This is a genomic window from Bradyrhizobium sp. LB14.3, from assembly GCF_040547985.1.
Lineage (GTDB): Bacteria > Pseudomonadota > Alphaproteobacteria > Rhizobiales > Xanthobacteraceae > Bradyrhizobium.
Genome location: NZ_JBEPQT010000001.1, coordinates 80,394 through 107,029, shown reverse-complemented (window position 1 = coordinate 107,029; position 26,636 = coordinate 80,394). Strand labels below are relative to the sequence as shown.

General features: G+C 64.7%; 22 protein-coding genes. 7 read left to right on the top strand and 15 right to left on the bottom strand.

Translation table 11 applies throughout. The annotated features are described in order from the left end of the window. Positions 1–7: 7 nt before the first annotated feature. Entirely contained in the window at positions 8–2,884 is a 2,877-nt protein-coding gene (locus ABIB00_RS00510; RefSeq protein WP_247341849.1) for an EAL domain-containing protein, read from the bottom strand. Positions 2,885–3,037: 153 nt separating this feature from the next. After that, on the bottom strand, positions 3,038–4,036 hold the full coding sequence (locus tag ABIB00_RS00505) for an NAD(P)H-quinone oxidoreductase (protein ID WP_354103018.1): 999 nt from the start codon (positions 4,034–4,036) through the stop codon (positions 3,038–3,040). A 111-nt stretch (positions 4,037–4,147) separates the two neighbouring features. On the opposite strand from ABIB00_RS00505, the gene ABIB00_RS00500 reads away from it, so the two are divergent. Further along, positions 4,148–4,339 carry a DUF1192 domain-containing protein gene (locus ABIB00_RS00500; RefSeq protein ID WP_247341843.1) on the top strand — a complete coding sequence of 64 codons (192 nt, stop codon included), beginning with the start codon at positions 4,148–4,150 and terminating at the stop codon, positions 4,337–4,339. A gap of 546 nt (positions 4,340–4,885) precedes the next feature. Then, the gene (gene rcdA, locus ABIB00_RS00495) at positions 4,886–5,395 is read left to right on the top strand and encodes a protease adaptor protein RcdA (protein ID WP_247341840.1); all 510 of its coding nucleotides are present in this window, start codon (positions 4,886–4,888) and stop codon (positions 5,393–5,395) included. Positions 5,396–5,487: 92 nt separating this feature from the next. Here rcdA and rpmE read toward each other — a convergent pair whose 3' ends face one another. Continuing rightward, positions 5,488–5,715 (bottom strand): 50S ribosomal protein L31, encoded by a 228-nt coding sequence (gene rpmE, locus ABIB00_RS00490; protein WP_247341837.1) that lies wholly within the window; start codon positions 5,713–5,715, stop codon positions 5,488–5,490. Positions 5,716–5,963: 248 nt separating this feature from the next. On the opposite strand from rpmE, the gene ABIB00_RS00485 reads away from it, so the two are divergent. Next, a complete protein-coding gene (locus tag ABIB00_RS00485) occupies positions 5,964–7,790 on the top strand; it encodes an ABC transporter ATP-binding protein/permease (RefSeq protein ID WP_354103017.1) in 1,827 nt (608 codons plus the stop codon). Positions 7,791–8,037: 247 nt separating this feature from the next. Here the strand turns inward: ABIB00_RS00485 and ABIB00_RS00480 are convergent, their stop codons facing one another. From ABIB00_RS00480 to ABIB00_RS00460, 5 genes are all read right to left on the bottom strand, one after another. Further along, a complete protein-coding gene (locus tag ABIB00_RS00480) occupies positions 8,038–8,619 on the bottom strand; it encodes a hypothetical protein (RefSeq protein ID WP_354103016.1) in 582 nt (193 codons plus the stop codon). A 208-nt stretch (positions 8,620–8,827) separates the two neighbouring features. Continuing rightward, positions 8,828–9,049 (bottom strand): hypothetical protein, encoded by a 222-nt coding sequence (locus tag ABIB00_RS00475; protein ID WP_354103015.1) that lies wholly within the window; start codon positions 9,047–9,049, stop codon positions 8,828–8,830. Between the two features lie 125 nt (positions 9,050–9,174). Then, positions 9,175–9,621, bottom strand: coding sequence for a GNAT family N-acetyltransferase (locus ABIB00_RS00470; protein WP_354044805.1), 447 nt, complete (start codon positions 9,619–9,621; stop codon positions 9,175–9,177). Beyond that, on the bottom strand, positions 9,621–10,649 hold the full coding sequence (locus tag ABIB00_RS00465; protein WP_354103014.1) for a peptidoglycan -binding protein: 1,029 nt from the start codon (positions 10,647–10,649) through the stop codon (positions 9,621–9,623). The genes ABIB00_RS00470 and ABIB00_RS00465 overlap by 1 nt, the downstream gene beginning before the upstream one ends. A 4-nt stretch (positions 10,650–10,653) precedes the next feature. Further along, the gene (locus ABIB00_RS00460) at positions 10,654–11,673 is read right to left on the bottom strand and encodes a flagellar motor protein MotA (protein ID WP_247341821.1); all 1,020 of its coding nucleotides are present in this window, start codon (positions 11,671–11,673) and stop codon (positions 10,654–10,656) included. Between the two features lie 211 nt (positions 11,674–11,884). On the opposite strand from ABIB00_RS00460, the gene ABIB00_RS00455 reads away from it, so the two are divergent. From ABIB00_RS00455 to ABIB00_RS00440, 4 genes are all read left to right on the top strand, one after another. Then, positions 11,885–12,904 (top strand): SAM-dependent methyltransferase, encoded by a 1,020-nt coding sequence (locus ABIB00_RS00455; RefSeq protein ID WP_354103013.1) that lies wholly within the window; start codon positions 11,885–11,887, stop codon positions 12,902–12,904. Positions 12,905–13,132: 228 nt separating this feature from the next. Next, complete coding sequence (locus tag ABIB00_RS00450; RefSeq protein ID WP_354103012.1) at positions 13,133–14,326, top strand: efflux RND transporter periplasmic adaptor subunit; 1,194 nt, start codon at positions 13,133–13,135, stop codon at positions 14,324–14,326. 6 nt (positions 14,327–14,332) lie between these two features. Further along, complete coding sequence (locus ABIB00_RS00445; protein ID WP_354103011.1) at positions 14,333–17,491, top strand: multidrug efflux RND transporter permease subunit; 3,159 nt, start codon at positions 14,333–14,335, stop codon at positions 17,489–17,491. 129 nt (positions 17,492–17,620) lie between these two features. Beyond that, the gene (locus tag ABIB00_RS00440) at positions 17,621–18,745 is read left to right on the top strand and encodes an AAA family ATPase (protein ID WP_247341809.1); all 1,125 of its coding nucleotides are present in this window, start codon (positions 17,621–17,623) and stop codon (positions 18,743–18,745) included. A 446-nt stretch (positions 18,746–19,191) separates the two neighbouring features. On the opposite strand, the gene ABIB00_RS00435 is transcribed toward ABIB00_RS00440, so the two are convergent. The 7 genes from ABIB00_RS00435 to gap form a co-directional block, all read right to left on the bottom strand. Further along, on the bottom strand, positions 19,192–19,977 hold the full coding sequence (locus ABIB00_RS00435; protein WP_247341807.1) for an inositol monophosphatase family protein: 786 nt from the start codon (positions 19,975–19,977) through the stop codon (positions 19,192–19,194). Between the two features lie 97 nt (positions 19,978–20,074). Further along, complete coding sequence (locus ABIB00_RS00430; protein ID WP_247341804.1) at positions 20,075–21,139, bottom strand: tetratricopeptide repeat protein; 1,065 nt, start codon at positions 21,137–21,139, stop codon at positions 20,075–20,077. 8 nt (positions 21,140–21,147) lie between these two features. Then, positions 21,148–21,852, bottom strand: coding sequence for a thiamine phosphate synthase (locus tag ABIB00_RS00425; RefSeq protein WP_354103010.1), 705 nt, complete (start codon positions 21,850–21,852; stop codon positions 21,148–21,150). A 3-nt stretch (positions 21,853–21,855) separates the two neighbouring features. Beyond that, a complete protein-coding gene (locus ABIB00_RS00420; protein ID WP_354103009.1) occupies positions 21,856–22,881 on the bottom strand; it encodes a class I fructose-bisphosphate aldolase in 1,026 nt (341 codons plus the stop codon). A gap of 199 nt (positions 22,882–23,080) precedes the next feature. Next, the gene (fba, locus tag ABIB00_RS00415) at positions 23,081–24,148 is read right to left on the bottom strand and encodes a class II fructose-bisphosphate aldolase (RefSeq protein WP_354103008.1); all 1,068 of its coding nucleotides are present in this window, start codon (positions 24,146–24,148) and stop codon (positions 23,081–23,083) included. A gap of 67 nt (positions 24,149–24,215) precedes the next feature. Further along, on the bottom strand, positions 24,216–25,412 hold the full coding sequence (locus ABIB00_RS00410) for a phosphoglycerate kinase (protein ID WP_354103007.1): 1,197 nt from the start codon (positions 25,410–25,412) through the stop codon (positions 24,216–24,218). Positions 25,413–25,553: 141 nt separating this feature from the next. Beyond that, positions 25,554–26,561, bottom strand: a complete 1,008-nt coding sequence (gene gap / locus ABIB00_RS00405; RefSeq protein WP_354103006.1) for a type I glyceraldehyde-3-phosphate dehydrogenase — start codon at positions 26,559–26,561, stop codon at positions 25,554–25,556. Positions 26,562–26,636 lie beyond the last annotated feature (75 nt).

Here is a 26,636-nt window from a genome sequence, read left to right as displayed (position 1 = left end):
AGGAAAGTCAGCTCGCCGCTTCCAGCCGCACTTCCGTGAGCAGCCGCATCGCGGCGTCGGCGTCCATGGGCTCGCCGAAGGCGAAGCCCTGCGCGTATTCGCAGCCCATCTGGTAGAGCTCGACCGCGTCGGAATCGGTCTCGGCGCCTTCGGCGACCACGTCCATGCCGAGGTCGTGCGCGAGCGCGATGATCGACTTCAGGATCACCGGACGGGTGCCGCGATTGGTGGTGCGCACGAACGACTGGTCGATCTTGATCGTGTCGAACGGGAAGCGCTGGAGATAGGCCAGCGACGAATGGCCGGTGCCGAAATCGTCGAGCGAGAGCCCGGTGCCGAGCTCGCGGATCCGCGTCAGCATCTGCGCCGCGTGCTCCGGATTTTCCATCACCATCGATTCCGTCAATTCCAGCTTGAGCGTGCCGCGGGCGACCGACGAGCGCGACAGCACGGTGCGGATGTCGTGGATGAGGTCGTGGCGCAGCAATTGCCGCGAGGAGACGTTGACGCTGGCGAAGATCGGCTCGCGCGAGCGCATCGCACGCTGCCAGATCGAGAGCTGCTTGGCGGTCTGGTCGAGCACGAACATGCCGAGGTCGATGATGAGACCGGTCTCTTCCGCGATGGCGATGAATTCCGACGGCGCCATGCGCCCGAGCTTCGGATGATCCCAGCGCACCAGCGCCTCGAAACCGGCGATCGAACGATCTTCCAGCCGCACGATCGGCTGGTACAGGATCGTGAGCTCCTGCCGCTCGATGGCGCGGCGCAGCTCGCTCTCCAGCGTCAGCCGGTCGGTTTTTCGCGCGCGCATCGCGGGCTTGTAGACGTCGATGCGGTCGCCGCCGATGCGCTTGGAATGATACATCGCAAGCTCGGCGTCCTTGATGATCTCGTCGGTGAGCTGCACTTGCGGATCGGACAAGGCGAGACCGATCGAGGCGGTGAGAAAAATCTCACGTTCGTTGAAGGCGATCGGCGCGCGGATAGTCTTGCGGATGGTCTCGGCGAAAGCGGTGATGCGCGCGGGGTCTTGCTCCGATAGCAGGATCAGGCCGAACTGATCGCCGGCAAGCCGCGCCAGCGTGTCCTGCGGTTTCAGGATGCGGGTGAGGCGGCGGGCGAGCGTCAGCAGGATCGAGTCGCCGACCGCGATGCCGACGGAATCGTTGACTTGCTTGAAGCGGTCGAGATCGATCACCATCAGCGTCGGCCGCAGCGTCGGCATGGTCTTGGCGAAATGCGCGACCGCGCCGAGCCGGTCCATGAACAGTTTGCGGTTGGGCAGGCCGGTGAGGTTGTCATGCACGGAATCGTGCAGCAGGCGCTCCTCGGCGTTGCGCAGTTCGGTGACGTCGGTGAGGGTGCCGACCACGCGCGAGACCTCGCCGTCGGAGCCGACCACCGGGCGCGCCTTCAGCGCAAACCACATGAAGTGACCGTCCGGCGTGCGCAGACGGAAATCCTGCACCAGGCGGCCGCGGCGCTGATCCAGCACGCTGTCGAGCGCGGCGCGGAAGCGGTCCTGGTCGAGCGGGTGCAGCACTTCCAGCCAGGACGCGGCCGGGCCTTCCAGCGTGCCGCGTTTGAGACCGAGCAGGGCTTCGGTCTCCGGGCTGGTGAACACCTTGTCGGCGGAAACGTCCCAGTCCCAGATCAGATCGCCGGAGCCGGCCAGTGCCAGCGCGCGCCGCTCGATGTCGGAGACCACGCCGGTGGTGGCGCCGCCGCCCGCGAACGCGTGCTGCATCACCGTGAAGCCGATCAGCATCACGATCAGCACGAGACCGCCGAGCAGCGCCGGGCCGACGATGTCGTTGGTGACGGAGCCCGCGACCGCCATGCCGGCCGCGATCACCCAGATCACCAGCAGGAACCAGGTCGGGATCAACAGCACCGCGCGGTCGAAGCCGTGGGTGGAGAGATAGACGATCAGCGCGAAGCCGGCGAAGGCGATCAGCACCAGCGAGATGCGCGCGATGCCGGAGGCGACCGCAGGGTCGAACAGAGCGAGCGCAACCAGCGAGCCCAGGAACGCGAGCCAGCCCACCGTAATGTGCGAATAGCGCACGTGCCATCGACTGAGGTTGAGATAGGCGAACAGGAACACCAGCAGCGTTGCCGCCAAAATCGCCTCACCCGCCGCGCGCCAGATGCGTTCGGCGTTGTTCGACATGTCGAGCACCTTGCCCCAGAAGCCGAAATCAACGCCGATATAGACCAGCACCGCCCAGGCCAGCGCCGCGGCGGCCGGGAACATGATGCTGCCCTTGACCACGAACAGGATGGTCAGCACCAGCGCGAGCAAGCCGGAGATGCCGATCACGATGCCCTGGTACAGCGTGAAGGAGTTGACCTTGTCCTTGTAGGCTTCCGGCTCCCACAGATAGAGCTGCGGCAGCTTGTCGGTGCGCAGCTCCGCGACGAAGGTGACGACGGCGCCGGGATCGAGGGTGACGCGGAAGACGTCGGCGGTCGGGCTCTCCTGCCGCTCCGGCCGGTCGCCGGTCGAGGGCGTGATGGTTGCGATGCGCGACAGCCCGAGGTCGGGCCACAACAGCCCCGAGGAGACGATGCGGTAATGCGGGGCGACGATCAGGCGGTCGAGCTGGTCGTCGGTGTTGTTGGCGAGCGCGAACACCACCCAGTTCTGGCCGCCTTCGCGGGCGCGCACCTCGATGCGGCGGACGATGCCGTCGGTTCCGGGCGCGGTAGAGACCTGAATGCGGTCGGCGTCGCTGCGCTGATGCTCGAGCACGCCGGTGAGGTCGATCGCGGGCGCGTCACCGCGGACGCTGACAGCGTCCAGCGCGCGCGCCGGGAACGCGCAGACGAGAATCATGAGGCCCAGCGCTATGGGCGCGAGGCGCCTGATCAGACGCAAGGTCAGTTCTCCGCGTTCGACGCAAACTCTTCAGTGCAGGCTCTTCGGTGCACGGCGTTTTCCGAACGGAACAAGATAGTTCGGTGCGTCGCGATAGATGCCACGAAAGCGAGGAAAATCAAAGGGTTTCCGGCCCGCCTGTGGGTCGCTGTCCTAGACCTCCAACACAATTTTGCCAATATGTGCCGAGGTTTCCATCCGCCGGTGTGCATCGGATGCCTTTTCCAGCGGGAAAGTGCTGTCCATCAGCGGCTTGACCCGGCCTTCGCGCAAAAGCGGCATCACTTTCGCCTCGATCGCGGCCACCATCGCCGCCTTGTCCGCATTACTACGGGGGCGCAGCGTCGAGCCGGTATGGGTGAGGCGCTTGACCATCACCTTGGCGATGTTGACGGTGACCTTGGGCCCGTTGAGGGTCGCGATCTGCACGATGCGTCCGTCGACCGCGGCGGCATCATAGTTGCGGTCGACATAGTCGCCGGCGACCATGTCGAGGATCAGATTGGCGCCGGTGTTGTTCGTCTCCGCTTTGACCACGGCGACGAAGTCTTCGTCCTTGTAGTTGATGGCCCGATCCGCGCCGAGCTTGAGGCAGGCGTCGATCTTGTCCTGCGATCCCACGGTGACGATCACCTTCGCGCCGAACGCTTTCGCGAGCTGGATCGCCATGGTGCCGATGCCGGACGAGCCGCCATGGATCAGCAGCGTCTCGCCAGCCTTGAGGCCGCCGCGCTCGAACACATTGTGCCAGACCGTCATCAGGGTTTCCGGCAGCGCACCGGCTTCCTTCATCGACAGCGCCGGCGGTACGCTCATAGCCTGGGCGTCCTGGGCGATGCAGTACTGCGCATAACCGCCACCGGCGACGAGCGACATCACCTTGTCGCCGATCTTGTGCCGCTTGGCATTGCTGCCGACGGCGACCACTTCGCCCGCAATCTCGAGGCCGGGCAGGTCGCTCGCGCCGGGCGGCGGCGGATAGGCGCCGGAGCGCTGCGCGACGTCGGGCCGGTTGACGCCCGCGGCCTGCACCTTGACCAGGATCTCGTCGGGGCCGGGCTGCGGCAGCGCCCGCTGTTCCGGCACCAGCACTTCCGGTCCGCCGGGTTTGGAGATGGCGACCACCGTCATTTGCGCGGGCAGCTTGTCCATGATGTGTCCTTGAGCAAAGGTGCGGGATGGAAACGAGGCCATTGCTTAGCCAGCGCGGTCCACGCTGGCAACCTCGGCTTGGCTCGCCGTGCGAACGCAGGAGGAACAAGGATGGCGATGGAAGACGACGACCGTCCGCGCAAGAAGATCAGCCACGAGATCGGACAGGATCTCTCACTGTTGTCGGTCGAGGAACTGACCGAGCGCATCGCGCTGCTCAAGGGCGAGATCACAAGGCTTGAGGAAGCCGCCACCAAGAAGCGCGCCTCGCGCGATGCGGCGAATAGCGTTTTCAAGTCGTAGTGAGATCTCGTGTCCCGGACGCGGTGCGGCACGCAGTGACGCTCCGCAGAGCCGGGACCCATGCCTCCGAATACGTCGAGCTCAAGAGAAGGGCCCCGGCTCAGCAGTGCAGCACTTCGTGCCGCACTGCGTCCGGGGCACGGTGGCCCCTCGGCCACTGACCGACATGGCTAATGAACTCTCAAAATAATCGCTCGTTTACTCCACATTAAGCTTTCGAGTTTATGACTGGAACTGTCCTTGTTTGGACACCGAGTGGCTCCTGTCCACTCTGTTTGACGCCTCCCTGTTATCAACTTTCAAGCCGCCGGTTTTCCGGCGGCTCTTTTTTTTGCTTCGAAAGCGTCTTCGAGCGAAGTGGGTACCGGTTCGCGTGAAGAAAACGCGTCAAAAAAGAGACTGGTTTCGGTTGAATTCCGAGGAAAGACCCGCGGAAACCATATCCGCGCTTGCCGCTGGACTCGGCGTCGCGCCCGCGCAATGATTTATTCATCATAAGCCGGCGCCAAGCCGGGCAGTCAGACAGTTGCGTAAGGGGCGTTAACCATGGAACGTTTGCAAGCCGACGGCGCTCTCGTTCAACTCAGCGAGCGGTTCACCAATTCTGCGGCGTTCGGCGTCCTGTTCCGCGAGGGTATGGATCTGGTCGAGGAGACCGCCGCCTATCTCGACGGCGCCGGCCGCACCGAGGCCAAGGCGCTCGATCGCGCCGTCAGCCTCACCTACGCGACCGAGAGCATGCGCCTCACCACCCGCCTGATGCAGCTCGCCTCGTGGCTGCTGCTGCACCGCGCGGTCAAGGAAGGCGAGATGACGCTCGGCCAGGCCAGCCGCGAGAAGACGAAGGTCAAGCTCTCGGCCGCCGATCCCGGCCCCACCGATACCGTCGAGAAGCTGCCCTCGCAGCTCCAGGACCTGATCCATCGCTCGATGAGCCTCCAGACCCGTGTGCGCCGCCTGGACACCACCATCCACACCCCGCCGGTCGATCATCCCTCGATCGGCAACCCGCTGGTGCCGCATCTCAACGCGCTGAAAGCGGCGTTCGAGCGGTAAGATCCGGCTGGCAGCTACGCGACAGACCCCCACAAACAAAAACGCCCCCGGCTCTCCGGGGGCGTTTTTCATCTCCAGCCTCGAGGGCCGGATCAATCCTTCTTGAGGAAGCCCGAAAACTTCTTCTGGAAGCGCGAGACGCGGCCGCCGCGATCCATCAGCTGGGCGTTGCCGCCGGTCCAGGCCGGGTGCGACTTGGGGTCGATATCGAGGTTCAGCGTGTCGCCTTCCTTGCCCCAGGTCGAGCGGGTCTGATACTCGGTTCCGTCGGTCATCACGACCTTAATCGTATGATAATCCGGATGAATTTCGGCTTTCATGGCAATTCCTAGGGCGCCCCGGCGCCTCGCTTGAGTGGCTATCGAATGACGGATTTGGCCGGGTCTATACCCCACGAGCCCCTGTAAAACAAGCCACCGGACGGTCTTGGGATGGCCTTGGGACCGCTTTGGCAGCGCCTTCGCGGTGCCTGAAGGACCGGCGGTCCTCCTAAGGGACATCCCGGATTTGCCACTCCCGCTCGCCAGGCCTATTTGGAGCGGACTCCTCTCTTTTTTGGTCAGATCTCATGAGCGCAGTAGAACGGCTTGAAACCGGGCCCGCAGAAGCCCCGTCGATCGAAGCCGAATTGATGGAGGCGCCGGCGAAGAGCCGCGCGAAGCTGCGGCCGCTGCTGGCGCTCGCGCCCTATGTGGCCCGCTACCGCGGCCGGGCGGCGCTCGCTTTCGTCGCGCTGACGGTTGCAGCGTTGACCACGCTGCTGGTGCCGGTGGCCGTGCGCCGGATGATCGATTTCGGCCTGACGCCTGAGGGCATCGCGCTGATCAACAGCTACTTCTCGGTGATGATCGCGGTGGTCGCCGTGCTCGCGCTCGCAAGCGCCGCGCGCTACTACCTCGTGATGACGATCGGCGAGCGCATCGTCACCGATCTCAGGCGCGACGTCTTCGCCCATCTCTTGTCGCTCTCGCCGGCCTTCTTCGATTCCGCGCGCAGCGGCGAGCTGGTGTCGCGTCTCACGGCGGATACAACCCAGATCAAATCCGCCGTCGGTGCTTCCGTCTCGATCGCGCTGCGCAATCTGATGATGTTCTTCGGCGCCGCCGCGATGATGGTGTTCACCAGCCCGCGGCTATCGGGCTTCGTGCTGCTGGCCATTCCCCTGATCGTGCTGCCGCTGGTCGCCTTCGGGCGCTGGGTGCGGCGTCTGTCGCGCAATGCGCAGGACACGCTGGCCGAGGCCTCTGCCTATGCGGGCGAGCTGATCGGTGCGATCCGTACCGTGCAGGCCTATACCAGCGAAGGGCTGGCTGCGAAGCGCTTCGGCGGCGAGGTCGAGCAGGCCTATGAAGCCGCGCGCACCTCGACCCAGGCCCGCGCCGTGCTGACCGCCATCATCATCTTCATCGTGTTCGCAAGCGTGGTCGCGATCCTCTGGATCGGCTCGCACGACGTGCTGACCGGCGCCATCTCGCCGGGCCGGCTCGGCCAATTCGTGCTCTATGCGGCCTTCGCAGCAGCGGGCCTCGGCCAGCTCAGCGAGGTCTGGGGCGAGGTTTCGGCAGCGTCCGGCGCTGCCGAGCGGCTGTTCGAGATCCTGCATGTGCAGCCTGACATCAAGGCGCCCGCGGCGCCGCGCGCGCTGCCGGTGCCGGCACGCGGCGAAGTCGGTTTCGACCAGGTCAGCTTCGCCTATCCGGCGCGGCGCGACGTCAATGTGCTCGATGCCGTGTCGTTCACCGTGCGCCCCGGCGAGAAGGTCGCGATCGTCGGTCCGTCCGGTGCCGGCAAGAGCACGATCTTTCATCTGCTGCTGCGCTTCTACGATCCGCGGAGCGGCGCGATCTCGCTCGACGGCGTGCCGGTCAAATCCGCCGATCCGCGCGATTTCCGCTCCCGTATCGCGCTGGTGCCGCAGGAATCGAACGTGTTCGCGACCAGCGCCCGCGACAACATCCGCTTCGGTCGGCCCGATGCGACCGACGCCGAGGTCGAGCGCGCCGCCGAACTCGCGCACGCCGCCGAGTTCATCCGCCGCCTGCCCGAAGGTTTCGAGACCCCACTCGGCGAGCGCGGTGTGACGCTATCAGGCGGCCAGCGTCAGCGCATCGCGATCGCCCGCGCGATCCTGCGCGATGCGCCGCTCCTGCTGCTCGACGAAGCCACCTCCGCGCTCGATGCCGAAAGCGAGACGCTGGTGCAGACCGCGCTGGAAGAGCTGATGCGCCACCGCACCACGCTCGTCATCGCGCATCGCCTCGCCACCGTGCTGTCATGCGACCGCATCCTGGTGATGGACCAGGGCAGAATCGTCGAGCAGGGCACGCATGCCGAGCTCGTCGCTGCGAACGGGCTCTATGCGCGGCTGGCGAGGTTGCAGTTCGAGGGGGCGTGAGGCGGAGTAGGCCGGCTGCCGCTTCATGTGTCATCGCCCGCGCACCGCTGAAGTCCGTAAGGGCTTATCGGACATTAGCGCCGGACCGCAAGATCACCGCAAGTGGAGCCAAAGCTGACCTGGGCGCATGAACTTGCTTCTCCAAACCGAGCGCTCGTCCAAGCTTTCCTTCCAAGTCACCTGAGAACTTCAGCCTCGGATCGCACCAGAGCTTTGGCTGAAGGCGGCATGACCCTTACGGCTGAATTTATTTGGATTCGGTTCTTGTTTGGACGTTCTGAACGGCTCCGTCCACCGGATTCCACTGCACCCGACCATCCAAAGCGGAGAGGTTTAGACCACCGCCGGTCCCGAAGAGAACCATGTGACCCGAGCTGGCGGCGTCGACGGCGAGCGTCGCACGGGGAAGTTTTGCAGCATTAAACATCGTCAAGGACGCATCCTGATGATCGTTCAGAGACAGCAGTGCCCGCTGACCTTGCTCCGTGTCGAGGAGCGACACCGAAGGTGCGCCATCCTGGCGAAGCCCGATGCTGAGACGCACCTTCTGGCGGCTATCGAATAGCGAAATATGCGGCGTTCCGTCGGAAGTGGACGAGATCAAGGCGACGATTTTGCCGGTGTCATTGCGCAAGGCTATTGTTTCAACAGACAGGGTCTTGGCCTTGACTGTACCGGCATTAACGGTCGCGTGCCATTGGGATGCAATGATCGCTGCAGCCGCCATGATTGTAGCCCCTAGAACGCTCCATCTCATGGCCTTCAGCGATCGCTCCTGCCGCTGGATATGCGATGCCAGATTTTCAAGCGTGGGTTCGACCTTGAGCATAACGGCTCCTTTGCCTTCGAGTAGGCTTCAAATCCGAACGTGCGCTGGGTGCGAATTTTGCGCACCCAGCAGTGGATGCCGGCAACACACCGTCGAGACAGTCACCTCAGCGGCCGCCCGGAAGGTAGTTGCGCTTACACCGGAGTATCGGCGGCTGGATCTGGTAGGCTGCGCTATTTCTCGACCACACCCTTACTGGCCGTCCCGATCATTTGCACTTCGGCGAGAGCGCCGGCACGTTCGGCCAGAACCAGTTCTTCCAGCTACCGTCCTCTTCGACGCAGGCCGATGGCGCGGGCCCGTTCGCCGGAGCACTCGTCGTCTTGACCGGCGTGGCGAAGCGCTGGTCGACATAATTCGTCGAGACATATCCGGCGACGATGACGCCCAGCAGGACCGAACACCCCTTGGCCAGATCGCTCAGTTTCATCGGCCATCTCCATCCGCTTGCCGGCCCAACTTTCGGGCACAACGAATAGGTGACGTCCTGGGATCCCGACGTGACGGGGGTCACGCCCGCCAAAATCAAGGCCGCCAGAATCAAACCCGCCAGAATCAAACTCGCCATGCCATCTTCAGCACCGGCCGGCCCGAGGTCGGGTTCAGCTCGTCGCCGGCATGGGCAAAGCCGTTGCGTTCGTAGAAGCGGATGGCGCGGGTGTTGTCCTTGTTGACGAGCAGCGTCACGCCCGCCGGCGACAGGCGCTTGGCCTCATCCACCAGCAGCCTTGCGGCGTCCGAGCCCCAGTGACCGGGATCGACCACGAGCTGGTCGAGATAGCCGTCGCCGTCGATGGTGACGAAGCCGGTCAGCGCGCCATCCTGCTCCGCCACCACGATCGAGGCTTTCGGCACCAGATCCGTGCGCCAGCGCTCGCGCCACCATTCCAGGCGGGCGGCGAAGTCGATCTGCGGATAGGCCTGCTGCCAGGTGCGATGCCAGAGCTCGATCGAGGCTGCCTCGTCCTCGGGACGGTAAGGGCGGAGGTGGACGGCGCTCACTACCGCTCCGTCAGCTTCAGCTCGATGCGGCGGTTGCGCTTATAGGCTTCTTCCGTGTTGGCGGTGTCGAGCGGCTGGAATTCGCCGAAGCCGGCGGCGACCAGGCGCTGGGCGGGCACGCCGAGCGAGATCAGATACTGCACCACCGAGATGGAGCGGGCGGCCGAGAGGTCCCAGTTCGACTTGAAGTTCGGCCCGTTGACCGGACGCACGTCGGTATGGCCGTCGACGCGCAGCACCCAGGGGATCTCGTTCGGGATCTTCTTGTCGAGGTCGATCAGCGCGGTCGCCAGGGTGTCGAGCTCGGCGCGGCCTTCAGGCAACAGCACCGCCTGTCCGGTGTCGAAGAACACTTCGGACTGGAACACGAAGCGGTCGCCGACGATGCGGATGTCGGGGCGGTTGCCGAGGATGGCGCGCAAGCGGCCGAAGAATTCCGAGCGGTAGCGCGACAATTCCTGCACGCGCTGCGCCAGGGCAACATTCAGGCGAGACCCCAGATCGGCAATTCGATTTTGCGATTCCTTGTCGCGCTTCTCGGAGACGTCGAGCGCTTCTTCCAGCGCCGCCAATTGCCGCCGCAGCGCGCTGATCTGCTGGTTCAGCACCTCGATCTGCGCCAGCGCCCGCGCCGAAACCGCCTTCTCCGAGTCCAGCGCCTTGCCGAGTTCGGAGGACTTGCCTTGCGCGTCGTTGCCGGCGGCGGCTAAGCCCTCATAGAGGCCCTTGATGCGGTTGCGCTCGGACTCGGCCGAAGCAAGGCCGGCTTTCAGTGACGAGACCTGGTCGTCGAGCGTGAGCTTGCCGAGCTTTTCCAGCGACAGCAGCTCGTTGAGCTGCGCGATCTTGGCGTTGAGCAGCTCCAGCGCCTTGTCCTTGCCGGTGACCTCCTGCGACAGGAAGAATTGCACGACCAGGAACACCGACAGCAGGAACACGATCGACAGCACCAGCGTCGACAGCGCGTCGACGAAGCCGGGCCAATAGTTGAAAGAGGTGTCGCCGCGACGGCCGCGCGCCAGAGCCATGTTGCTAGCCCTTCTCGGGTTGACGCGCGATGCGCTCCAGCAGGCGCCGGATCTCGCGGTTCTGCTCGCCCTGGCCGTCGGCCCATTCGCGGATCATCTGCTGCTCGGTCCGCATATGCGAGACCAGCGCCTGGATGGCTTCGGCAAGGCCTGCCATTGACGCGGTGGTGCTGCGGCTGGCCGTGCCCTCCTCGAGCACGATGCGCAGCCGCTCGACCGCGGCCTGAAGTTCGCCGCTGGCAACGCCGCCGCCGCCGGAGGCCGCCGCGACCTCACCGCTTCCGTACTCGCGCACGGTGGTGGCGAGCCAGTCTTCGAGGTCGGTGTAGAAGCGGTTCTGCGCCTGGCTCGATTGCAGGTCGAGAAAGCCGAGGATCAGCGAGCCGGCGAGGCCGAACAGCGAGCTCGAGAACGAGATGCCCATGCCGCCGAGCGGCGCGGCGAGACCCTCCTTCAGCGTGTCGAACAGGGCGCCGGAATCGCCACCGACCTTGAGCCCGTCGATCACCTTGCCGACCGAGCCGACCGTCTCGATCAGGCCCCAGAAGGTGCCGAGCAGGCCGAGGAACACGAGAAGGCCGGTCATGTAGCGGGAGATGTCGCGGGCCTCGTCGAGGCGGGTCGCGATCGAATCGAGCAGGTGCCGCATGGTGGTCTGGGTGATCGACATCCGCCCGGAGCGCTCGCCGCCGAGGATCATCGCCATCGGCGCCAGCAGCTTGGGGTGGCGGGCGGGCGCCAGGCCGGGATCGGCGATGCGGAAATTATTGACCCAGGAGACTTCAGGATAGAGCCGGATCACCTGGCGGAAGGCCAGGATGATGCCGATGAACATCACACCTCCGATCAGCGCATTGAGCCCGGGATTGGCGAAGAAGGCCTGGATGATCTGCTTGTAGAGCACCACGCCGACCAGGGTGCAGAGCACCAGGAAGACCAGCATCCGCACCAGGAAAACGCTGGGCGAGGATAGCTTGGTGTATTCGATGTCGATGGGAGAGCGAGGCGAGGCGCCTGACGGCATGGTCGGTATCATCCGTTACGAAACTTGCTTGCGGGCGCACTATGGCACAGCGCCAGCCCAAAAAAAGCGCCGGATGCGGCGATTTCGGGGAGGGTTGTGGAACCCAATGCCGAAACGGGGCTTTGATACCCGCGCATCTTGCAGAACTTCGGTATTCCACAGGCTTAGCTCGGATTTTTGGCCCCCTGCCGCCCAGAGACGGAGTGATCGCATGAGCGTCGTTTCCGCGATCATCGGGACTGCCGAACGGTTGCCGCTGCCCGATGTCGTGATCCGCGCGGCGATCCAGCGCCTGTGTTCGCGCACGGCGACGCGCCTGTCCGCGCTGGGCGCGGCCGACGATGCCGCCTTCGCAGGAAGGATGATGCTGCGGCCGATCGCCGAGGACGCGGATGCCGGGCATGACGAGATGCCCGCTTCGTTCTTTGCGAAGGTGCTCGGTCCCAACCGCAAATACTCGTCCTGCTTCTACAAGACCGGCGCGACCACCTTGCGGGAGGCCGAGGAGGAGGCGCTGCGCCAGACCGTCGAGCATGCCGCTCTCGCCGACGGTCAGACCATCCTCGAACTCGGCTGCGGCGGGGGTTCGCTGTCGTTGTGGATGGCGCGTCAGTTTCCGCACGCGAAGGTGACGGCCGTGTCGAGCTCGCAGGCGCAGCGCGCCTATGTCGAGGAAGAGGCGCGGCTGCGCGGTCTCCTCAACCTGTGCGTGGTCACTGCGGACATGAATGTGTTCGCGCCCGACGGGCAATTCGACCGCATCGTCTCGGTCGAGACGTTCGAGCACGTGATGAACTGGCGCAAGCTGATGACGCGCCTGCGCGCGTGGCTCGCGCCGGAGGGGCGGTTCTTCATGCACATCGTCGCCCATCGCTCCGGCTCTCACCTGTTCGACCGGGCCAATCGCGAAGACTGGATCGCGCAGCATGTCTTCACGGGCGGGCTGATGCCGAGCCATCACCTCGTCAGGCAATTCGGCGACATCTTCACGATCGAGAAGGAATGGTGCTGGAGCGGCACGCATTATCAGCGCACCGCCAGCGACTGGCTCGCCAATTTCGACGCGCATCGCGGTTCCATCGAGACGGCCTTGCGCAACATCCATGGCGAGGAGACCGGCCTGTGGCTGCGACGCTGGCGCTGGCTCTTCCTCGCGACGTCGGGCCTGTTCGGCCACGCCGATGGAACCGAGTGGGGTGTCAGCCACTACCGGATGAAGGCCGCCGGGTAATTGCGATCTTCTGTCGCAGCACGCCGCGATGGAACCCGATTCACAATCGGGTGAGGCGTGAAAAACGCCCTGACCTCAGCATGATAGGCCGTGTGACATTGAGCCGCCGCAACGTGCGTTGCGTCGCAGCAAGTCCCCTCTATGTTGACGACATCGGCCGCGCGGAATCACCCAGAACAGGCCCCGCGGAGCGTGATCGGTTTCAACAATATCGGGGCACCCCACTTCATGTCAGGACTTCGCGCGCGATCGGCATGCGTTGCAATGATGCTCGCGGCCTTTACGCCGCTGTTGGCAGGCTGCGACGAATCCAGCTCTGCCATTTCAGCCGCCCAGCCCAACGACCCCGACGTCAGCATTGTCATCGTCAAGCCGCAGCCGCGCGCCGTAGTGCGCGAACTGCCGGGCCGCATTGCGCCGACGCGCGTGTCCGACGTGCGGCCGCGCGTCTCCGGCATCGTGGTCGAGCGCCTGTTCCGACAGGGCAGCGAGGTGAAGGCGGGCGATGCACTGTACCGCATCGATCCGCGTCCGTTCGAGGTCGAAGTGATGGCCAACGACGCCGCGCTCGCCAAGGCCCAGGCTGCGTTGATGCAGTCCCAGCAGCAGGCGCGCCGCATCGCCACGCTCACCGCCCAGCGCGCCGCGCCCGAAGCCGAGAACGAGAAGGCGATCGCGGCCGAGCGCCAGGCCCATGCCGAGGTCGAGGGCCGCAAGGCCGACCTCGCGCGCGCAAAGCTCAATCTCGACTACGCCACCGTGCGCGCGCCGATCGACGGCGTCGTCGGTGCTGCCCTGGTCAGCGAGGGCGCGCTCGCGGTCCAGAACGAGACCAACCTTGCCACGATCCAGCAGCTCGATCCGATCTATGCCGACTTCACCCAGTCGGTGAACGAGCTCAACCAGCTCCGCCGCGCCTTCGAGAGCGGCGACCTCGAGCGCATCGCGCCTGATGCCGCCAAGGTGCATCTCGTGCTCGACGACAACACCCTCTACTCGCTCGACGGCAAGTTGCTGTTCTCGGACGCCAAGGTCGATGCCAACACCGGTCAGGTGACCTTGCGCGGTGAGTTCCGCAATCCCAAGCGCGAGCTGTTGCCGGGCATGTATGTCCGGGTCCGCATCGACCAGGGCCTCGATAGCGACGCGATCGCGGTGCCGCAACAGGCGATCCAGCGCAACGGCGGCGGCGGCAGCGAGGTGTTCGTCGTCAAGGACGACAACCACATCGCGGTGCAGCCGGTGCGTACCGGCTCGGCACAGGACGGAATCTGGTTCGTTACCGACGGCCTGAAGGCAGGCGACAAGGTCGTGGTCGAAGGTTTCCAGAAATTCGCCGCCGGCGACAGGGTCAAGCCGCAATCCTGGTCGGAAGCGGATGCAACCGCGGACAATCGGCACGCCCAGAAGCTCACGCGGTAATAGGCCATGGCGAGCTTCTTCATCGACAGGCCGATCTTCGCCTGGGTGGTCGCGCTGTTCATCTGTCTGGTCGGCGCAATTTCGATTCCGCTGTTGCCGATCGCGCAGTATCCGATCATCGCCCCGCCCTCGATCTCGATCTCGACCAGCTATCCCGGCGCTTCGCCCGAAAACCTCTACAACAGCGTCACGCGGCTGATCGAGGAGGAGCTCAACGGCGCTTCCGGCATCCTCAATTTCGAATCCACCAGCGACTCGCTCGGCCAGGTCGAGATCATCGCCAATTTCCAGCCGGGCACCGACACCAGCGCCGCCTCGGTCGAGGTGCAGAACCGCATCAAGCGCGTCGAGGCGCGGCTGCCGCGCGCGGTGATGCAGCAAGGCATCCTGATCGAGGAAGCATCCAGCGCGGTGCTTCAGATCATCACGCTGAACTCGACCGACGGCAGCCTCGACGAGGTGGGCCTGGGCGACTTCATGATCCGCAACGTGCTCGGCGAGATCCGCCGCATCCCCGGCGTCGGCCGCGCCACGCTTTACTCGACCGAGCGTTCTTTGCGCGTCTGGGTCGATCCGGCAAAGCTGGTCGGCTATGGGCTGACGGCGGACGACGTCAACAAGGCGATCACCGCGCAAAACGCGCAGGTGGCATCGGGCAGCATCGGCGCCGAGCCGTCGACGTCGAGCCAGCGCACCTCCGCGCTGGTGCTGGTCAAGGGCCAGCTCTCGTCACCGGACGAATTCGGTTCCATCATCCTGCGCGCCAATGCCGATGGCTCGACCGTGCGTCTGCGCGACGTCGCGCGCATCGAGGTCGGTGGTCTCAGCTATCAGTTCAACACGCGTCTCGACGGCAAGCCGACCGCCGGTCTCTCGGTGCTGATGTCGCCGACCGGCAATGCGCTGGCGACTGCGAGCGCCGTCGAAGAGAAGATGAAGGAGCTGTCGCGCTTCTTCCCGGCCAATATCTCCTACGAGATTCCCTACAACATCACGCCGGTGGTCGAGGCCTCGATCAAGAAGGTGCTGACAACGCTGGTCGAAGCCATCGTGCTGGTGTTCGTGGTGATGTTCGTGTTCCTGCAGAACATCCGCTACACCATCATTCCGACCATCGTGGTGCCGGTGGCGTTGCTGGGCGCCTGTACCACGCTGCTGCTCGCCGGCTACTCCATCAACATGCTCTCGATGTTCGGCATGGTGCTCGCGGTCGGCATCCTCGTCGACGACGCCATCGTCGTGGTCGAGAACGTCGAGCGCATCATGGCCGAGGAAGGGTTGCCGCCGAAGGAAGCGACGCGGAAAGCGATGACGCAGATCACCGGCGCCATCATCGGCATCACGCTGGTGCTGATGGCGGTGTTCGTGCCGATGGCGTTTTTCCCGGGCTCGGTCGGCATCATCTACCGCCAGTTCTCCGTGACCATGGTCGCCGCGATCGGCTTCTCCGCCTTCTTGGCGCTGTCGCTGACGCCGGCGCTGTGCGCGACGCTGCTCAAGCCCGTCGCGGCCGGCCACGGTCACGCCAAGAAGGGCGTGTTCGGCTGGTTCAACCGCATGCTCGACGGCAGCAAGGAGGGCTATTCGCGCACTGTCGGCTTCTCGCTCAAGCGCACCGGCCGCTTGATGCTGGTTTACGTCGCGCTGCTCGCCGGCCTGTCCTGGGCCTTCGTCAACCTGCCCGGCGGCTTCCTGCCCGTCGACGACCAGGGCTTCGTCACCACCGACGTACAGACGCCCTCCGACTCCTCCTATGCTCGCACCGAGGCGGTGATCGAGAAGGTGGAGAAATATCTGGCGGAGCGGCCGGGCGTCGACAACGTCACCTTCCTCACCGGCTTCAGCTTCTCCGGCCAGGGCATGAACACCGCGCAGGCTTTCATCACCCTGAAGGACTGGTCGGAGCGCGGGCCGAAGGATTCGGCAGCGGCGATCGTCACGGACATCAACCGCGATCTGTCGTCGTCAATCCGCGACGCAAAGATCGCCGCGCTGCAGCCACCGCCGATCGACAATCTCGGCAATTCCTCGGGCTTCTCGTTCCGCCTCCAGGACCGTGGCCAGAAGGGCTATCCGGCCCTGATGCGTGCCGCCGACCAGTTGATCGCGGAGGCCAATGCCAGCTCTGTGCTGCAGAAGGTCTATGTCGAGGGCCTGCCCGAGGCCGGCGTGGTCAATCTCGTGGTCGACCGCGAAAAGGCCGGCGCCTTCGGCGTCACCTTCGAGGACATCAACAACACGATCTCGACCAATCTCGGCTCGAACTACATCAACGACTTCCCGAACCGCGGCCGCATGCAGCGCGTCGTGGTGCAGGCCGATGCCCGCGACCGCATGCGGACCGAGGACATCCTCAACTACAACGTCAAGAACAGCCGCGGGCAGCTCGTGCCGTTCTCGTCCTTTACCACCGTGGAATGGGCACGCGGACCAACCCAGATCGCCGGCTTCAACTATTATCCGGCGGTGCGCATCTCGGGCGAGGCCAAGCCCGGCTTCACCTCGGGCGACGCCATCGCCGAGATGGAGCGGCTTTCCGGCAAGCTGCCGCGCGGCTTCGGCTATGAATGGACCGGACAATCGCTGCAGGAAAAGCTGTCCGGCTCGCAGGCGCCGTTCCTGCTGGCGCTGTCGGTGTTCGTGGTGTTCCTGTGTCTGGCCGCGCTGTACGAGAGCTGGACCATTCCGCTCGCGGTGCTGCTCACTGTGCCGCTCGGTATCGTCGGCGCCGTGATTGCGGCGATGCTGCGCGGCCTGCCGAACGACGTCTATTTCACCGTCGGCCTGATCACCATCATCGGGCTAGCGGCAAAGGACGCGATCCTGATCATCGAATTCGCCAAGGATCTGCGGAAAGAAGGCAAGCCGCTGGTGGACGCCACCATCGAGGCCTGCCGCCTGCGCTTCCGCCCGATCCTGATGACCGGTCTCGCTTTCATCTGCGGCGTGCTGCCGATGGCCATCGCCCACGGCGCCGGCGGCGCCAGCCAACAATCGCTCGGCTCGATCGTGATGGGCGGCATGATTGCGGTGGTGATCTTGGCCCTGCTGATGGTGCCGGTGTTCTTCGTCTCCGTGCAGCGCGTGCTGGGCGGGGATCGGGAGAAGGTGGCGGAGGAGGCCGAGATGTATGGGCCGCCCGCGCCGGCAAGGGCCGGCCACTGAACGCCAGATCGGTTTTGCCTTCGGCTTGCTTTCTTGGGAGCGTCAATCCAGACTGCATCCCTGGATTGAAAAAACCGTCATTCGCGCTGCATCGCGAATGCACGGCAGCCTGCCGATTGAGAGCATGCGATGCGTCCGATTGAAATTGCGATCTCGAACTATCGCTCCATTCGGCGGCTCTCCATACCCATCCACCCCTTATCCGTGTTTGTGGGCGAGAATGGTGTCGGCAAATCCAATCTCTACAAGTCCTTGTCGCTGTTGCGCGACGCGGCGACCGGTCAAATCACCCGCACGATCGCCGATGAAGGCGGATTGAATTCGGTCTGCTGGTCCGGCATTCGCAAGCGAGGCGAAGACGGGCGGCTGCGCCTCTCGGCCACATTCGACAGCATGAGGTATTCCATCGAGCTGGGGTTTCCAAGCCCGGCTCAGGCCGCGTTTTCCGGCGAGCCGATGATCAAGGCGGAAGGTATCGAGGCGACGCACGGCAAACGGACGGTCAAGCTGATGGAGCGGATTAATTCGCTCATCAGCGTCCGCGGCGAGAGCGGCGCCTGGAACGCTCACAAGGATGCGGTGCTGCCGTCAGAGACCGCGCTTGCGGCTTTTTCCAATGGCAAGCAATGCCCGGAAATCGACCTGATCAGAAATGCGATGCTGGGCTGGCGATTCTATCATGACTTTCGCACTGATCCGGCGTCACCGATACGAAAGCCTTGTCTGGCGATCGCAACGCCCTCGCTCAGCGCCGATGGAACCGATTTGGCTGCCGCCCTCGCGACCCTCTATGTCATTCGGGAAGACGCCAACGACCTGCAGGACGCAATCCAGGATGCATTCCCGGGCGCCGAACTCCGCGCATGGGAGGAAAACGGCTTCTGTCAATTTGATCTGCAATTGGCGGATATGCCGCGGCCGTTCAGGGCTCATGAACTATCCGATGGCACGCTGAAATACATCTGCCTGCTCGCGGTGTTCATGGGTTACCGGCTGCCGCCGTTCATCGCGCTGAACGAACCCGAGACAAGCCTGCATCCGTCGCTGCTGGCACCGCTGGCCCGGCTGATCGCCAAGGCGTCACGCCGCGCCGACATCTGGATTGTCACCCATTCGGAACAGCTGATGGAGGCGTTGCGAAGCGAGAGTTCGGTCCCACTTCGCCGGGTGATCAAGTCGAAAGGCGCCACGGCCATCGAGGGCCTGACCATCGGCGGTGAGTACCGCGACGAATCCGACGAGGATGACGCTTAGTTGGTTCAGATGAAGCCGCAGAGCTGCCACCCAGCGGCTTGGGAAGGAGCAGGCGATCCATGAGAATGGTGGCCGCCATAGCAATCGCTTATATACTTACGGGCGCTCTTTACATTTGGCGCGATTTCCGAAGGCCGGTCGATGAGCAGCCCAGCTATGTCAAGTGGGGCGGCATAAGGACCAAGCTGTTTATCGTGCTCTATTGGCTCCCCGGAACGTTGTCTGCGGCCTGCCGGGGCGGTGTCTTGCGAGACTTAGCCGTTCCATGGGCAATCTTTGCTGCTCTCATCGTCGCCGGGCTTTACTTCTCAAGTCGATAGCTTGCCGCAGGCGGAGCATCCAGTACGCCGCGGCCGTTCCATATCCAACTGAACTCTCTGGAATACTGGATCGTCCGCCTTCGCGGACGATGACAGAGGTGTGTAAGGCGCGACCTCGGCCTACGCCTACTTCCTCAACACCTTCACCAATTCCCCGTGCACGAACTCATTCCCGCACACGACATTGCCCGTCACCAGGGCATCGCCGGGCGTGTCGATGTCGGTGACCGTTCCGCCGGCCTCGCGCACCATGATCATACCCGCCGCGATGTCCCAGGATTGCAAATTGCGCTCCCAGTAGCCGTCGAGACGACCGGCGGCGACGAAGGCGAGATCGAGGGAGGCGGCGCCGAAGCGGCGGAGGCCGGCGACGCGGTCCTGGATCGCGGTCATCTCGCGGCGGAATTCCTCGTGGTCGCCGCGGCCGATATGGGGCAGGCCGCAGGCCACCACGCATTCGTTGAGCTGGCGCCGGCCGGCAACGCGCAGGCGCTGGTCGTTGAGGAAGGCGCCCTTGCCGCGCTCGGCGATATAGAGCTCGTCATTGGCGGGGTTGTAGATCACGCCTGCGATGATCGTGCCCTCGCGCGAAAGCCCGATCGAGATCGCGAATTGCGGGATGCCGTGCAGGAAGTTGGTGGTGCCGTCGAGCGGATCGACGATCCAGGTGTGGCTCTTGTCGGAGCCCTCGCGCGTTCCCCCTTCCTCGCCGATGAAGCCGTAGCCGGGGCGGGCCTTGGCGAGGTCCTGGTAGACGATTTCCTCAGCGCGCTTGTCCGCGAGCGAGACGTAATTCGCCGGTCCCTTCAGCGAGACCTGGAGATGCTCGATCTCGCCGAGATCGCGCTTGAGGCTGCGGCCGGCGCGGCGCGCGGCCTTGACCATGACGTTGATAGTTGCGGAATACAGCATGAGCTCTGGTCTTGAACGGGGGAAATGGCGCGAAATCGCGCCTGTTTGAGAGATTGGGTGCCCTGCGAGGGGCCCAACGTCAAGTCATTGCGTCAAGTCATTTGGTCCCGAGCCATTTCCTGGCGGCGGCCTCGACCTTGGCGCGCTCCTCGGCCGGCAAATCGGACAATTGCTTGTCCAGCTCCGGATCGCCCTTGCCGCCGGTCTTGGCCACGAGATGCCATTTAAAGCCTTCGACCTTGTCCACGGATGTACCCATGCCGTTGATCAGGACCCAGGCCAGCCGGTTCTGAGCGATCGCGCTGCCCTGGCGGGAGGCCTTGCGGAGCAGGGCCACGGCCGCCGGCTGGTTCTTCGGCGTACCGGTGCCGTTGAACAGCGCGATGGCGTATTCGACCTCGGCATCGACATTGTCCGTCAGCGTGGCGGCCTGGAGCAGACGCACCGCCCTTTCGGGGTCCTTGGGCACGCCGGTGCCTTCCTTGTAGAAGGTCGCGAGCGCGTATTGCGCCTCGGGCAGGCCGGCATCGGCGGCCTGGCGCAGCAGCTCGGCGGAGCGCTTGACGTCCTGCGGCAGGGTCTGGCCGTCGAGATAGAGCAGCGCGAGGTTATAGGCCGCCTTGGGCTCGCCGAGCTTGGCGGCGGAGGCCATCAGCTTGACCGCCTCGCCCTTATCGACCGCGCCGCCGCGGCCGGAAATCCTGAGCATGGCGAGCGCGAACATCGCCTCACGGTCGCCGGCATCGGCGGCGCGCTTGTACCATTGCAGCGCCTTGGCGTAGTCGCGCCGGATGCCCATGGCGTTGGAATAGAGTTCACCCAGCATGGTCATCGCCTTGGCATCGCCGGTCGCGGCACGGGCGGTGGCGAGATCGAGGGCGGTTTTGTACTGGCCGCGCTGATAGGCGCCGAACACCAGATCGACGTTGGAATTGTCGGTCGGAGGCGCCGGGATCACGGTTGCTGCCGGGGCCGGCTTGGGGGACGCCGAAGGTTTGGGAGCCGGCGCGGCCTCCTTTTTCTTGGCGACCGGGGGCGGCTTGGGTTTCTGTTTCTCGGCGGGCGGGCTCGGCGTCGCCGCAGGCGGCGTGATCTGGAGCTGCGCGGCCGCAGGCACCGTGAGCAGCAACGTGGCCAGGATGGTGATGCGCGGGAGCTTCATGTCGGGCGCTAGCCGTGCTCTCGACCCGCAGGCTTCCGGCCCGCAGGATCTTGGCCGGCAAGCGCTGTCGCATAGGCCTTCCTGATCGCAGCGTCGATCTCGATCAGCGCGACCTTGGGTCCGCGCGGATCGGCCCAGATGAACTCGCCGACCAGCACGAAATCGGCGCCGCTGGCGGCGAATTCGTGGGCCTCTTCCAGCGACATGGCAAAGCCGACGCAGGGCGGCTCGAACAACTCGGCCCACCAATCCAGCCGCTCGGCAATCGCCTGAGACGACGGCCGCTGGCCTTTCTCGTCGGGCTCGCCGAACAGCACGTAGTCGGCGCCCAGCTCGCCCGCGCTCATGGAATCGTGGCGCGTCTCAAGCCCGCCGACGCCGGCGATACGATCGGGCTTGAGCGAGGGTGCGGCCTCTTCCAGCGCAGCGAGGCTCGCAAGATGCGCGCCGTCGGCGCCACCGCGCGCGACCAGTTCGGCATGGCCTTCAATGAGCAGCGCGGCGCCCGCGTTCTGAACCGGCGGCGCCAGAGCCTTGATCCGCGAGATCATGGTGCGTTGGTCGGTCTCCTTCAGCCGCAGCAGCACGGCCGCGACGTCGGCGGAAGCAAGCAGGCCGGGCAGCTCGGCCAGAAGCGAAGCGTGATCATCGACGACAGGCGTCGCGAGATAAAGGCGCGGCGCAGGGCGCGGCGGAGGAGATTTGTTCGACAAGATCTAGGCTGCCTTCTGTTCCAGGCTGCTTTGCCATTCGCCTCTGGAGGCGAGCCCATTCATACGCGCGCGGTGACTGAATGCGTTTTGTCCGGCTGCGACGTTCTCGGCCTTGCCCGACCAGGCCTTCTGCGGTGCGGCCTGGAGCGCGCGGCCGTAGGAGAAGGTCAGGCCCCAGGGCAGCGGACCGAGCTTGTGCATGGCGTTGAGATGCGCGGTCGCCTCTTCATCCGACTGGCCGCCGGAGAGGAAGGCGATGCCGGGCACCGCCGCGGGCACGCAGGCCTTGAGCAGCCGTATCGTCTTCTCCGCGACCTCCTCGACGGAAGCCTGCTTCGCGGACTTCTTGCCGGAGACTGCCATGTTCGGCTTCAGCACCATGCCCTCGAGCGCGACCCGCTGCAGGCGCAATTCCTGGAAGGTCTTGTTGAGCACGCGGTTCGTCACCTCATAGCAGCGATCGATGTCGTGATCGCCGTCCATCAGCACTTCCGGCTCGACGATCGGTACGATCTGCGCAGCCTGGCACAGCGCCGCATAGCGCGCCAGCCCATGGGCGTTGACGCTGATCGCGGTCATCGAGGGAATACCGCTGCCGATGTCGATCACCGCGCGCCATTTGGCGAAGCGTGCGCCGCGCTCGTAATATCTCTTCAGCCGTTCGGCGAGCTTGTCGAGCCCGACGGTGACGAGCTCGCCCGGGCACATCGGCAGGGCTTGCGTGCCTTCGTCGACCTTGATGCCGGGAATGGCGCCGCTGCTCTCGATCAGCTTGACCAGGGGCGTGCCGTCCTTCGCGTCCTGCCAGATCGTCTCGTCATAGAGGATGACGCCGGAGATGTACCGGCTCATGGCTTCCTTCGAGCGGAACAGCATCTCGCGATAGTCGCGGCGGTTCTCTTCGGTCGATTCCACGCCGATCGCGTCGAAACGCTTCTTGATGGTGCCGGAGGATTCGTCGGCGGCAAGGATGCCCTTGCCGGGCGCGACCATGGCGGTCGCGATCCTGTTGAGCTCAGTCAGATTCATCGAGAGGTCCTCCCAAAACGATTTCTGCCCTTGCCTGTGAAAATAGACCGTTCTCGGGCAAATGCCGAGTTAACGTTCGTCGCAGGGCAAGGGGGGAGGGGCTTTGGTACCGGCAACAAGGTCGCCATCCCGGGCTCGCCGGTTTGCGGCGCCCGGAATGACGGAGAAAGTGGGGGCTGGTTACGCCACCGCGCGATCGCTACGCGACGCGGGGGGCGAGCTCGCCCTTGGCGTAGCGCTTGGCCATTTCGGCCGTCGTAAGCACCTTCTTGATCTTGGAAGCTTGCCCGGCGGTATTGAATTCCTGGAGCCGCTGCTTGCACAGCCTGGTCATCGCGTCCATCGCGGGCTTCAGGTACTTGCGCGGGTCGAACTCTTCCGGATTGTCCTTGAGCACTTTCCGGATCTGGCCGGTCATCGCCATGCGGTTGTCGGTGTCGATGTTGATCTTGCGAACGCCGTTCTTGATGCCGCGCTGGATCTCGGCGACCGGAACGCCCCAGGTCGGCTTCATCTTGCCGCCATAGGCGTTGATGATGTCCTGGAGGTCCTGCGGCACCGACGAGGAGCCGTGCATGACGAGATGGGTGTTCGGCAGCTTGCGGTGGATCTCCTCGATCACGTTCATGGCGAGGATGTCGCCGTCGGGCTTGCGGGTAAATTTGTAGGCGCCGTGAGAAGTCCCCATCGCGATCGCGAGCGCGTCGACCTGGGTCTCCTGGACGAACTTCACGGCTTCGTCCGGATTGGTCAGGAGCTGGTCGTGGCTTAGCTTGCCCTCGGCGCCGTGGCCGTCTTCCTTGTCGCCCATGCCGGTCTCGAGCGAGCCGAGCACGCCGAGCTCGCCCTCGACCGAGATGCCGCCGAGATGGGCCATGTCGGTCACGATCCTGGTGACGCCGACATTGTAGCCCCAGTCGCCGGGGGTCTTGCCGTCAGCCTTGAGCGAGCCGTCCATCATGACCGAGGTGAAGCCGGCCTGGATCGCGGTCATGCAGGTTGCGGCTTCATTGCCGTGGTCGAGATGCACGCAGACCGGGATGTGCGGATAGATCTCGGTCACCGCGTCCATCATGTGCTTGAGCATGATGTCGTTGGCGTAGGACCGCGCGCCGCGCGAGGCCTGGATGATGACGGGCGCGTCGACCTGATTGGCCGCGTCCATGATCGCCAGCGCCTGCTCCATATTGTTGATGTTGAAGGCCGGTACGCCGTAATCGTTCTCTGCCGCATGGTCGAGCAATTGACGCAACGTGATCCGAGCCATGTGTCTTCTTCTCCCGTTTGGGCCTGCAAAGGCCACTTCTTGAAGGCCGCTAATTATTCGCGATTGATTATTTGGTGCGCAGAACTTCGACGCCGGGCAGGGGCTTGCCTTCCATCCATTCAAGAAATGCGCCACCGGCGGTCGAGACATAGGTGAACTGACCGGCCACATGGGCCTGGTTGAGGGCCGCGACGGTGTCGCCACCGCCCGCGATCGAGATCAGCTTCTTGGCCTTGGTGCGCTCGGCGGCATGCTTGGCGGCCGCCATCGTGCCGCGATCGAAGGGTTGCATCTCGAAGGCACCGAGCGGTCCGTTCCAGACCAGCGTCGCCGCGTCGTCGATAGCGGCATGGACGCGTGCGATCGATTGCGGACCGACGTCGAGGATCATGCCGTCGGCCGGGATCGCGTCGAGGCCATAGGCATGCGACGGCGCGTTGGCGGCGAAATGATAGGCGACGACCGCGTCCACCGGCAGGATGATCGCGCAGTTGGCGGCTTCCGCCTTCTCCATGATGCGCAGCGCAGTCGCGGCGAGATCCTTCTCGGCCAGCGACTTGCCGATCCCGACGCCCTGGGCGTGCATGAAGGTGTTGGCCATCCCGCCGCCGATCACGAGCGCGTCGACCTTGGTCACGAGGTTTTCGAGCAGGTCGATCTTGGTCGAGACCTTGGCACCGCCGATGATCGCGATGACGGGCTTGGCCGGTGAGCCCAGCGCCTTCTCCAGCGCAATCAGTTCGGCCTGCATGGTGCGGCCGGCATAGCCCGGCAGCTTGTGGCCGAGGCCTTCGGTCGAGGCGTGGGCGCGGTGCGCGGCCGAGAACGCGTCATTGACCCAGATGTCGCCGAGCTTGGCCAGCTCCGCGACGAAGGCGGGATCGTTCTGTTCCTCTTCCTTGTGGAAGCGGGTGTTTTCCAGGCAGAGGATGTCGCCGTCCTTCAAGCCGGCAACGGCCGCGGCCGCGGGCTCGCCGATGCAGTCGTCGGCGAAGGCGACGGGCTTCTTCACGACCTTGGCGAGCGCCTCGGCGACGGGCTTGAGCGAGTCCTTGGCATCGCGCCCTTTGGGCCGGCCGAAATGCGCGAGCAGGATGACCTTGCCGCCCTTGTCGGAGATTTCGGTGATGGTCGGCGCGACGCGCTCGAGCCGGGTCGCGTCAGTGACGCGCCCGTCGTCCATGGGCACGTTGAGATCGACGCGCAGCAGCACGCGTTTGCCCTTCACGTCGACGTCGTCGAGGGTGCGGAATTTGTTGGTCATCTCTGGGCCCTCTTGTCCCGGGTGCACTGCGGCGCGAAGTGCCGCTGTGCAGAACCGGGACCTACGCGGGGAACATGGGTCCCGGCTCTGCGGAGCAGCGCACGCGCGCTGCACCGCGTCCGGGACATGGGACCTACGTTCTTAGATCACCTTCGCCATCGCAACGGCGGTGTCCGCCATGCGGTTCGAGAAACCCCACTCGTTGTCGTACCAGGACATCACGCGTACCAGCGTGCCGTTCTGCACCTTGGTCTGGTCCTCGTGGAAGGTCGAGGAGTGCGGGTCGTGGTTGAAATCGATCGAGACGTTTGGCGCCGTGGTGTAGCCGAGAATGCCCTTGAGCTGCTGCTCGGAGGCGCGCTTCATCGCCGCGTTGATTTCCTTCGGATCGGTGGCGCGCTTGGCGACGATCTTGAGGTCGATGACCGAGACGTTCGGGGTCGGCACGCGGATCGCGACGCCGTCGAGCTTGCCCTTCAACTCCGGCAGCACGAGACCGATCGCCTTGGCGGCGCCGGTCGAGGTCGGGATCATCGACATCGCGGCGGCGCGGCCGCGATAGAGATCCTTGTGCATGGTGTCGAGCGTCGGCTGGTCGCCGGTATAGGCGTGGATCGTGGTCATGAAGCCGGTCTCGATGCCGACGAGGTCGTTCAGCACCTTGACGACCGGAGCGAGGCAGTTGGTGGTGCAGGAGCCGTTGGAGACGACCAGATGGTCCCTGCTCAGCGTGTCGTGGTTGACGCCGTAGACGATGGTGGCATCGGCGCCGTCGGCGGGCGCGGAGACCAGCACGCGCTTGGCGCCGGCGGTCAGATGCGCAGACGCCTTGTCCTTCGAGGCGAAGATGCCGGTGCACTCCATCGCGATATCGATGCCGAGGTCCTTCCAGGGCAGCTTCGAGGGATCGCGCTCGGCGGTCACCTTGATCTTGTTGCCACCGAGGCTGATCGTGTCGCCTTCGACGGTCACGGTGCCGGGGAAGCGGCCATGGACGCTGTCGAAGCGAAGCAGATGGGCGTTGGTCTCGACCGGGCCGAGGTCGTTGATGCCGACGACCTCGATGTCCTTGCGGCCGGACTCAGCGATGGCCCGCAGGATGTTGCGGCCGATGCGGCCAAAACCGTTAATTCCGACGCGGACCACCATGTTTCGTCTCCTTATGACCGTTCAATGACGGTGTTCGATAACGCCGATCTTCCCGCACAACGCGCTTAGCGCGCC